7 protein-coding genes are annotated in these 9,512 nt (G+C 72.4%); 3 read left to right on the top strand and 4 right to left on the bottom strand.

The window, feature by feature from the left end; translation table 11 throughout:
- The coding region (locus tag PSH25_RS21480; RefSeq protein ID WP_238660783.1) for an FAD-binding and (Fe-S)-binding domain-containing protein at positions 1 to 2,617 on the top strand (2,617 nt) is incomplete at its 5' end.
- Positions 2,618 to 2,760: 143 nt separating this feature from the next.
- Here PSH25_RS21480 and PSH25_RS21475 read toward each other — a convergent pair.
- From PSH25_RS21475 to PSH25_RS21460, 4 genes are all read right to left on the bottom strand, one after another.
- Positions 2,761 to 4,800, bottom strand: coding sequence for a hypothetical protein (locus tag PSH25_RS21475; RefSeq protein WP_238660782.1), 2,040 nt, complete (start codon positions 4,798 to 4,800; stop codon positions 2,761 to 2,763).
- 172 nt (positions 4,801 to 4,972) lie between these two features.
- Positions 4,973 to 5,119: a hypothetical protein gene (locus PSH25_RS21470; RefSeq protein ID WP_238660781.1), complete on the bottom strand. Its 147-nt coding sequence runs from the start codon at positions 5,117 to 5,119 to the stop codon at positions 4,973 to 4,975.
- A 129-nt stretch (positions 5,120 to 5,248) separates the two neighbouring features.
- Positions 5,249 to 5,890: a GNAT family N-acetyltransferase gene (locus PSH25_RS21465; protein WP_238660780.1), complete on the bottom strand. Its 642-nt coding sequence runs from the start codon at positions 5,888 to 5,890 to the stop codon at positions 5,249 to 5,251.
- A 252-nt stretch (positions 5,891 to 6,142) separates the two neighbouring features.
- A complete protein-coding gene (locus PSH25_RS21460; protein ID WP_238660779.1) occupies positions 6,143 to 7,357 on the bottom strand; it encodes a cellulose-binding domain-containing protein in 1,215 nt (404 codons plus the stop codon).
- Between the two features lie 370 nt (positions 7,358 to 7,727).
- Here PSH25_RS21460 and PSH25_RS21455 point away from each other — a divergent pair, with 370 nt between their 5' ends.
- On the top strand, positions 7,728 to 8,114 hold the full coding sequence (locus tag PSH25_RS21455; RefSeq protein WP_238660778.1) for a YciI family protein: 387 nt from the start codon (positions 7,728 to 7,730) through the stop codon (positions 8,112 to 8,114).
- Entirely contained in the window at positions 8,114 to 9,328 is a 1,215-nt protein-coding gene (locus PSH25_RS21450) for an RNA polymerase sigma factor (RefSeq protein WP_238660777.1), read from the top strand. Before PSH25_RS21455 ends, PSH25_RS21450 begins: the two co-directional genes overlap by 1 nt.
- Positions 9,329 to 9,512 lie beyond the last annotated feature (184 nt).

The following is a 9,512-nucleotide window of genomic DNA, read 5'->3' as shown; positions in this document are numbered from 1 at the left end:
CCACTCTTTCCCTCCACGCCGCACTTCCGATCTGGACGTGCTGGTCGACGTCCGCACCGACTGGCGGCACGCCGAGGTCCTCGACGACGGCCGCCGCATCCGGCTCCAGCCGGGTCTGACGATCCGGCAGGCCAACGCCCGGCTGGCCCGCTACCGACGCCGGCTCGGCCCGGACCCGGCCAGCGAGGCCGCCTGCACGGTGGGTGGCATGGTGGCCAACAACTCCAGCGGGATGACCTGCGGCACCACCGACAACGCGTACCGCACCATGGAGTCGCTGCGCTTCGTGCTTCCGTCCGGCACCGTCGTCGACTCCGGCGCCCGCGACGCCGACGAGCGGCTGCGGGCCGACGAGCCCGAGCTGCACTCCGGGCTGCTGCGGCTGCGCGACCGGGTGCGTTCGACGCCGGGGTCGCGCGCCACCATCGAGCGGCTGTTCGCGATGAAGAACACCATGGGGTACGGGCTGAACTCGCTGCTCGACCACAGCAGCCCGGTCGAGATGCTCGCCCACCTGATGATCGGCAGTGAGGGCACGCTCGGCTTCGTGGCCGAGGCCGTCTTCCGTACCGTCGAGATCCACGACCACGCCGCCACCGGCCTGCTGATCCTGCCCGGTCTCACCGACGCCACCGACGCGCTGCCGGCGCTGCTCGCCGCCGGCGCCCGTACCGCCGAACTGCTCGACGCGGCCGCGCTGCGGGTCAGTCAGCGCGACCCGGGTGCGAGCCCGGCCCTGCGCGGGTTGACGGTCGCGGGCCACGCCGCGCTGCTGGTGGAGTTCACCGAGGACAGCGCAGAGCGGCTGGCCGCGACGCTGGCCGACGCCCGGCCCGTGCTGGACCGGCTGCCGGCCGTCACCGGCACCGAGCTGACCCGCGACCCGCGCGAACGGGCCAACCTCTGGCACCTGCGCAAGGGCCTCTACACCGCCGTCGCCGGGGCTCGCCCGCCCGGCACCACGGCCCTGCTGGAGGACGTCGCGGTGCCGATGCCGCGCCTGACCGGCACCTGCGACGGGCTGATCCGCCTGTTCGACAGGCACGGTTACCCGGACGCGGTGATCTTCGGACACGCCCGGGACGGCAATCTGCACTTCATGCTGACCCAGTCCTTCGACACCCCGGCCGAGATCGACCGCTACGCCCGGTTCACCGACGACATGGTCCATCTGGTGCTGGCCGAGGGGGGAACACTCAAGGCGGAGCACGGCACCGGCCGGGCCATGGCGCCCTTCGTCCGCCGGCAGTACGGCGACGAGCTGTACGACGTGATGCGCGAGCTCAAGCGGTTGTGCGACCCGAGTGGCCTGCTCAACCCCGGTGTGCTGCTCAACGACGACCCGACCGTGCACCTGCGGCAGCTCAAGGCCGTCCCGACGGTCGACCCGGAGCTGGACGCCTGTGTGGAGTGTGGCTACTGCGAGCCGGTCTGCCCCACCGCCGACGTCACCACCACCCCCCGGCAGCGCATCGTCCTGCAACGGCAGATCGCCCTCGCCACCGCCGCCGGCGACGAGGAGCGCCGCCGGGAGCTGACCGCCGACTACGCGTACGCCGCGGTGGACAGCTGCGCCGCGGACAGCCTCTGCGTCACCGCCTGCCCGGTCGGCATCGACACCGGCGCGGCGATGAAGCGGCTGCGCGCCGAGCGGCACACCCCTCGCGCCCAGCGCACCGCCCGCACCGCCGCGCGGCACTGGCAGGCCGCTGTGACGGGAGTCCGGGTGGGACTGACCGCCGCACACGCCGTACCGACGCCGGTGACCCGCGCCGCCACCCAGGCGATCCGTGGGCTCGGCGCCACCGAACTCGTGCCGCTGTGGAGCGACGACATGCCCCGCGCCGGCGCACCCCGACCCACCCCCCGCAGCGCGCCGGACGCCCAGGCGGTGTTCTTCGCGGCCTGCGTCGGCAGCCTCTTCGCACCCGAGGGCGGCCAGTCCGGCGGTTCGGCGGCGGCGTTCCTGCGCCTCTGCGAACTGGCGGGGGTGCCGCTCGTCGTACCGCCCGGCACGGCGGGTCTGTGCTGTGGAACGCCGTGGCAGTCCAAGGGCTATCCCGCCGGTCACCGCGAGATGGCCGAGCGGACCCTGGCCGCGCTCTGGGCGGCCAGCGACGAGGGTCGGCTGCCCATCGTGTGCGACGCGTCATCCTGCACACACGGGCTGACGCAGCTGACCGCCGCGCTGGCCGAGGAGGACCAGGCACGGTACGGCGCGCTGCGCTTCGTCGACAGCGTGACCTTCACCGCCGAGCACCTGCTGCCGGCGCTGCCGCAGCCCCGGCGACTGGGCTCGCTGGCCCTGCACCCCACCTGCTCCACCGTGCACCTGGGCGGCACCGACGACCTGCGCGCGGTGGCCGGGGCGGTCGCCGACACGGTCACCGTGCCGGACAGTTGGGGGTGCTGCGCCTTCGCCGGTGACCGGGGGCTGCTGCACCCCGAGGTCACGGCCGGCGCCACCGCGGCGCAGGCCGCCGAGATCAACCAGCGGGAGCACGACGCGTACGCCTCCTGCAACCGCACCTGCGAGATGGGCATGAGCCGGGCCACCGGCCAGCCGTACCGGCATGTCCTTGAGATTCTCGTCGAGGCGATCGAGCCGCCGGCGTAGCCGACGAGCGCGCCGCCCGCCGCGGAGCTGCGGCGGGCGGCGCGGTTGTGCGTGACCTCAGGAGAGCGTGATGTCGCGGTCGTCGCCGCACGGTAGTGCGCCCGCAGAATGTTGCCGCTCCGGTCTTCGTCCCGAGCCCGGCGTCACGGGCAGGGTGTCCGCGCGCAGACGTCGATCACCTTGCCGGTGAGCAGGAAGACCGCCTTCTGCTTCTGGGCCCCGGCCTGGGCACGGGGGAACTCGTGCGGATCGTCGCCGAACTCCGGCCCGGCCGGGGCGAGGTTGGTCGGCGGTGGCGCGTAGGCCGCGCCGCTGTTCCAGATCACGATCGCCGAGCCGGTGTACGGGTAGCGGCGGATCGGTGTGATGCCCCAGTACGGCCGCACGTCCAGTGACCAGCCGTCGGCGAGCGCGGGGGTGTGCAGACGCGCGCCGATGGTGCGCGCCTGCACCTCCGCCGCGGCGGGCGATACCTGCTGGTCGCCGAAGGCCACGTGCATCAGCACCTGATGTGCCGGGGTGCGCGGTAGTGGTCGGTCGGTCATGTGCTGGGCGTACCCGTTGGCCTCGGACCGGTCCCACAACATCTGCAGCAGCGCGAGGACCAGCTGTTGGTCGACCTTGTCCGGGTAGTAGCCGTCCAGCACGGCCTGGAACGGTGCGAAGTCCACACTGCGTTGCAGCAGCGTGGAGTAGTTCATCGCCGGTACGCCGAGCACCGACCGGGTCCAGTCCTGGGCGATGGCGGTCAGCGCGCCTCCGTTGATGCCGCCCTGGCTGTTGCCGTCGTAGTGCAGGCCGCCACCGCGATTGATCAGCGGCCGGGCGGTGGCGTCCCGGAACGCCGGGTGGGCGGCGAACCCGCCCGGGTGGATCATCGCGCGGCCCAGGAAGAGGAAGTTCAGGAAGCTCTGCTGCAACCGGTCCGCCACCGCGGGGAAGACACTGAGGTCGGTGAAGGCGCCAGCCACAAAGGGGACGTCGGCGGCGGCCATGCCGATCCAGGTCGTCGCGCAGAAGGTGAAGTTGTGGGTGTTCGACATCGTCTTGACGTTGCCGGCGTTGATCTCGGTCGGTCTGCCGAGCAGCCCGTGGCCGTAGAGCGAGAGGTGCGCCGGCCTCGCGGCCGAGGCACTGCGCGGGATGTTGCAGACGAAGTCCGCGGCCACCGTCGCGCCGGACGGCGTGGGCAGGGCATTCGGCGTGGGCGGCGTCCCGGTGCCGCCGGCCGGCCCGTAGTGCAGCCGGGAACCGGGCCCGCCGTCACCGGTCAGATACGACGGCACGCCGATGGTGCCGGTCACCTGACGGGCGATCAGCGGATCCTGCTCCGGTGGATAGTCGGTCACCTGGGTGACGGTGACCGGCGGCGCGGCCCGGCCGAGGTCGGCGAACGCGTCGTCCCGGACCGCCAGCATCCGACCGGTCAGCCCGTTCCGGCTGGCCACGGTGAAGTCCCAGGCGAGGTAGAGGCTGTGCCGCTGGACGCCGCTTCGGGTCAGCTCGGTGAGGATCCGCCTCAGTTGCGGCCCCCGGGCGTCCCGCTGCTTGCGGCCGGTTCCGGTCACGTACGCCGTGAACGCCTTCGGCGCAGGGATCAACGCACCGTTGCCGTCGCGCAGGCCGCGCAACCCGACGACGTAGCGGGCGCCCTCGGTCAGCGCCACCGCCGGCCGGATGATCAGCAGCTGCCGGTCGGGTTGGCCGGCGGCGTGCGCGTCCAGCTCGGCCCAGTACGGCGTGCGCTCACCGGTCCGGGTGTTGAGCAGCACGATCGGCGCGTCCGGCGCCAGCGAGCGGCCGATGTCGGTGACCGGCGCGATCCCGCTCGCCGCGGCGTCGAGGCCGGGGACGCGGACCAGGATCGGCGAGCCCGGACTGAACCCGTCCTGCCGGTTCCACTCCGTCGGGTCGATCGGGGTTCCCTGCACGTTGGCGGGCATCGCGGCGGCGGCGAAGCGCACCCGCTTGCCGGTGGGGCTGCTCCGGTCCGGCACGGTGAAGTAGTCGTTCGGGAACGGCAGCAGGCAGGCGGTCGGGTCGATCGGGTCGCAGGACGGGTGCCCGATCGGCGCGGGAGTCGTCGGCGGTGCGGCAGGGGCCGCCGTGCCGAGCAGGACGGCGCCTGCGGTCACCAGCACGGACATGGCGAGACGGAGTCCTCTGGAGGTGGTCACACGCATCTCCTTCGACGCGGGACGGCGGATCGATGGGTGGTGTTCTTCCTACGCTCGTGAAAGAAACTCAGCAAGCGAACCGCGACCCCGTGAGGACAACAGACTCGCGGCCGGTCGCCGGCAGCCAGAGCACGCTCTGACTGCCGACCACCGGCCGCACCGACGACGACTCAAAAGGTCAGCCGGTGATCACCGGCCAGGCGTAAGCGAGCAGGGCGCAGGCGGCACCCAGAAGCGCGAGCGAGACACCCCTCGTGGGCAGCGGCAGAGCAGCGAGCACGATCAGGATGACGGCGACAACGTAGAGAAATGCCTGGACCGACATGGTGCTCTCCTCGATCAGGGTTAGCGGGCTGACTTCAACCGCCGGGATGCCCCCGGGCGTGATCTCGGAAACCTTCGGCCGATCACGGTTCGGCCCTCAGTGGTCCGTGCGCCTCGTCCGGTGCGGTGTCTACGGCTTGAGCAGAAGCGCTTCGGCGCCCACTGGTCGAAACCCGGCCGCCTGGAAGGCGCGCACACTGCGCGCGTTGCCGGCGGCCTGCTGGGACCAGACCGGCTGGCCGTCGGGCACCAGATGTCGGGCGGCCGTCGCCAGCGCCCGCCCCAGGCCCCGGTGGCGGCGCTCGTCGTCGACCTCGATCGCCGCCTCCCAACGGCCGGCCACCCCGCGGCCGAGCACGACGACCCCACCCTCGGCGGCCCAGACGCGGATGTCGTCACGACGTCGACGTGCCCTGACCTCGCGGGGGTGATCGGCGTCCGCAAGCTCGGTCAGCTGCAGTGGAGGTGGCCCGGCAAGGCTGCTCGCGACGGTCAGCAGGTCGATCGTGTCCATGGACCGCCGGGTGCGGTCGAGCAGCGCACCCAGGAAGCGCGGATTCATCGTGGCCGCCAGGGAGTCGCAGTCGAGACTGGCCAGCGTACGACGTACCCACTGGGGGTCTTCGTCGGTGAACACCACCGAGTGCCCGGTGAAGGCGATGACTCCGGCGTCCCGGCGGCTCGGCGGCGGGACCACTGTGGTTCCGCCGTCCGGTGGCGGGAAGTGCCCGTGCGCCGCCGCGTCCAGGATCTCGGCCAACGTGCGGTCCATGGTCGCCCTCTCCTCGGTCCCCGACCGCGCGGTTGCCGAGAGCGGACGCGGCAGTGCGCTCCCGCCCCCGCCACCAAGCGGACCAGATGGTGTCCAGACATCCTCCCGTGTGAGGTGAGTGCCTGTGGGCCCGCCGTGTCGTGAAGGAGATCAGTGACGACCAAGGGTGTGACCCGGCTTCCGGGTCACACCCTTGATCGTCACTGATCTGGCCGGGCTCCGCTGACGGTCCCCGTCCGCAACCTCGAAGGGTCAGCAGCCGATTCGGCTCGACCCGACCGCGACGTCGTCGTACCAGAGGGTGTCGGCTCCCCCGCCGTAGCTCTCCCAGCCCAGCTTCAGGTCGGTGAGCTGCGGCCGCCAGGTGCGGTTGTACCACTGGCCGTCGATGTCATGCGTCGGTGTGCCGTCCGCGGTCAGCCCGGGAACGGCGGTGCCGTCCACCCAGGTACGCAGCTGACCGGCCACGCCGTCCACCATGAACTCCACGCAGGTCCATCGGTTGGTGGGCAGCGGCACGCTCTGCGCCACCCCGGCCGGGCTCTGCTCGGGCAGGGTGGCGTCGTCGGAGGCGCGGTTCCACTGCAGGGCGCCGTTCTGGCCACCCAACCGCAGGTCCTTGTTGCCGTCGGCGGCGTCGGCCATCGCCATCATCGTGGTGTGCTCGGTGGGTTGGGCGGTGGTGTGCCGGACCCAGATCCGGCCGTAGCGGACGTTGCCCACGCTGCTGAGGCTCTTCGTGGACCTGATGAAGACGTGGTTGCAGTACCCGGCGGCGCCGTTGATGCGCACCGACCGGCTGCCGCTGTGCGTGGTCGCCGTGTCGATGGTGGCGGTGCCGGCGCCGGAACAGTCCGGGCTCACCACGGCCCAGTCGCCGGACGGCGTCGAACCGGTCTGGCCCTCGAAGCCGTCGCAGAGCACCGCGCCGGCACACCCGGTCGGCGGCTCGGTGGTGGGCGGCGGGGTGGTCGGCGGAGGTGTCGTGGGCGGCGGGGTGGTGGGCGGAGGTGTCGTCGGCGGCGGGGTCGTCGGCGGCGGTGTGGCGCCGTTGCACGGTACGCCGTTCAGGCTGAACCCGGTCGGCGCGCCACCACTGGACCCGTACGTGCCCTGCAACCCGAACTCGGTGGAGCCGCCGGCCGGGATGCTGCCGTTGTACGACGCGTTGCGGGCGGTCACCGTCGACCCGGACTGGCTGACCGTGGCGTTCCAGCCGCTGGTGACCCGCTCGTCCCCGGCGTAGGTCCAGGTGACGGTCCAACTGGAGACGGCCGCGTCCCCCGGGGAGACCTTGACGGTGGCGGTGAACCCTCCCGGCCACTGGTTGGGCGTGTAGTCGACCCGGCAGCCCTGGGCCGCCACGGCCGGGCCGGTGAGCAGGGCCGCTCCAGTTGTGGACGCGGCGGCGGCCAGCGCGGCGACGACCACCAGGGTCGCGGCGGGGCGGGCACGGAAAATCGTCATGAAAGATCCTTCTGCCATCGAGCTGAGCGGAGACGGCACGGCGGCGCGTCCCGGACGGACGCGGCGCGACAACGTGCCCTGGGTGCGGCGCGGCGGTGCGCCACAGCGAGCGGTCGTGCGTACGACCGACGTGCCCGGCTCGGGGTGGACCTGTCAGTCGCCGACGGCCCGGTCACCCGGACCTCGGCGGCGCCCACCCTCAATCTATTGACGAACGCCTATTGAATCAAGCGTCGGCGCTCCGGACGGCACCGCCGGACCACGCCGCGACCGGGAAAGAATGTTCCGGGCCCGTGTCGATCCGTTGGCCGCTCGTTCGACGTGGGGATGCTAGGGCCGGGAGACGGCCCCGTCGGATGAGGAGAACGCGATGTCGAAGTACCTGTTGATCATGCGGGGCACCGATGAGACGAACGCGGCCATGATGGCCAACCTCGACGAGATGATGGCCACCACCCGCCGGTTCATCGAGGACATGATGAAGGCCGACGTTCTCGTGGCGGCCGAGGGGCTGGACGATCCACGCCAGGGTGTCGTGGTCGACTTCGGTGGTGAGGCACCGGTGGTCACGGACGGTCCGTACGGCGAGACCAGGGAGTTGTTCGGGGGCTACTTCCTGCTCGATGTCGCCACGAGACAGGAGGCGGTCGAGTGGGCCAAGCGGGTCCCGGCGGTCCGCGGGTCCAAGATCGAGGTCCGGCGGGTGGCCGAGGCCGACGAGGTCCCGCAGGGCGGCGAGAGCAACGGCCAGGCCTGATGGGTACGCCCGATGTCGAGGCCGTCTGGCGGATCGAGTCGGCGCGGATCGTCGCCGCGCTGACCCGGTTCACCGGTGACTTCGGGCTGGCCGAGGACGCCGCCCAGGAGGCGGTGGCCGAGGCGCTGGTGTCCTGGCCGCGTGCCTCGCCGGCCAATCCGGCCGGATGGCTGATGGCCACGGCCCGGCGGCGGGCGATCGACGCGATCCGCCGTCGGGCCGCCCTGCAGGACCGATACGCCCTGTTGGCGGCTGATCCCGCGCTCGACCAGGAGATCGACCCTGACCGGATCGACGACGACGTGCTGGCGCTGATGTTCGTCAGCTGCCACCCGGTGCTCTCCCGCGAGACACGGGTGGCGCTGACCCTGCGGGTGGTCGGCGGCCTGTCCAGCGAGGAGATCGCCCGCGCGTTCCTGGTGCCCGTGCCGACCGTGCAGGCCCGGATCACCCGGGGCAAGAAGACGATCGCGGCGGCCCGGGTGCCGTTCGAGCTGCCGCCGGCCGGGGAGCGCCGGGAGCGGCTGGGCGATGTGCTCAGCGTCCTCTACGTGATCTTCACCGAGGGGTCCACGGCCACGTCCGGCGACCGGCTGTTGCGCCCCGACGTCGCGTACGAGGCGATCCGGCTGGCCGGCACCCTGGCCGCGCTCCAGCCGGATGAGCCGGAGGCGCACGGCCTGCTCGCCCTCTGCGAGCTGACGGCCGCGCGCTTCCCGGCCCGGACCGACCCGGACGGCACGCCGATCCTCCTCGCCGACCAGGACCGCCGGTTGTGGGACTTTGCGGCGATCCACCGTGGGTTGGCGGCGCTGACCAGGGCATCGCAGCGCGGCCTCGGCCCCTACGGCCTGCAGGCCGCGATCGCGGCCACGCACGCGTCGGCACCCTCGGTCGAGGAGACCGACTGGGCCCGGATCGTCCGGCTCTACGAGGCGCTCAGCCGGGTCGCGCCCTCACCGGTGGTCGAGCTCAACCGGGCGGTCGCCGTCGCCATGGCCTCGGGTCCGAGGCCAGCCCTGGCCATCGTGGACGAGCTGATCGCCGCCAACCGGCTCCCCGGCTCGCACCTCGTGCCGACCGTACGCGGTGAGCTGCTGACCCGCCTCGGCCGACTTGCGGAGGCGCGCGCCGAGTTGGAGCTGGCCGCCCGGCTCTGCGCCAACCAGCGCGAACGCTCGGTGCTGCTCGGCAAGGCCGCCGTGCTGAGCTGACTCCTCCAGCGCGCCGGCCGGGACCGCTGTTCCGCGCCACGTACCGCAACTTCCTCGCCGAATGCGCCACGATTGTCGACGACGCCGAAATCCGCGTCGGTCACCAGATGTACGCGGACCGGCGTGCAACCCCCGGGCGGGAGGGCCGCGTCGTACGGCCGTGACAGTCAGCGCAGAGAACAGA

The organism is Micromonospora foliorum (assembly GCF_022229015.1).
GTDB lineage: Bacteria > Actinomycetota > Actinomycetes > Mycobacteriales > Micromonosporaceae > Micromonospora > Micromonospora foliorum.
The sequence above is the reverse complement of the archived record's forward strand: the minus strand, read 5'-3'. Positions and strand labels throughout refer to the sequence as shown.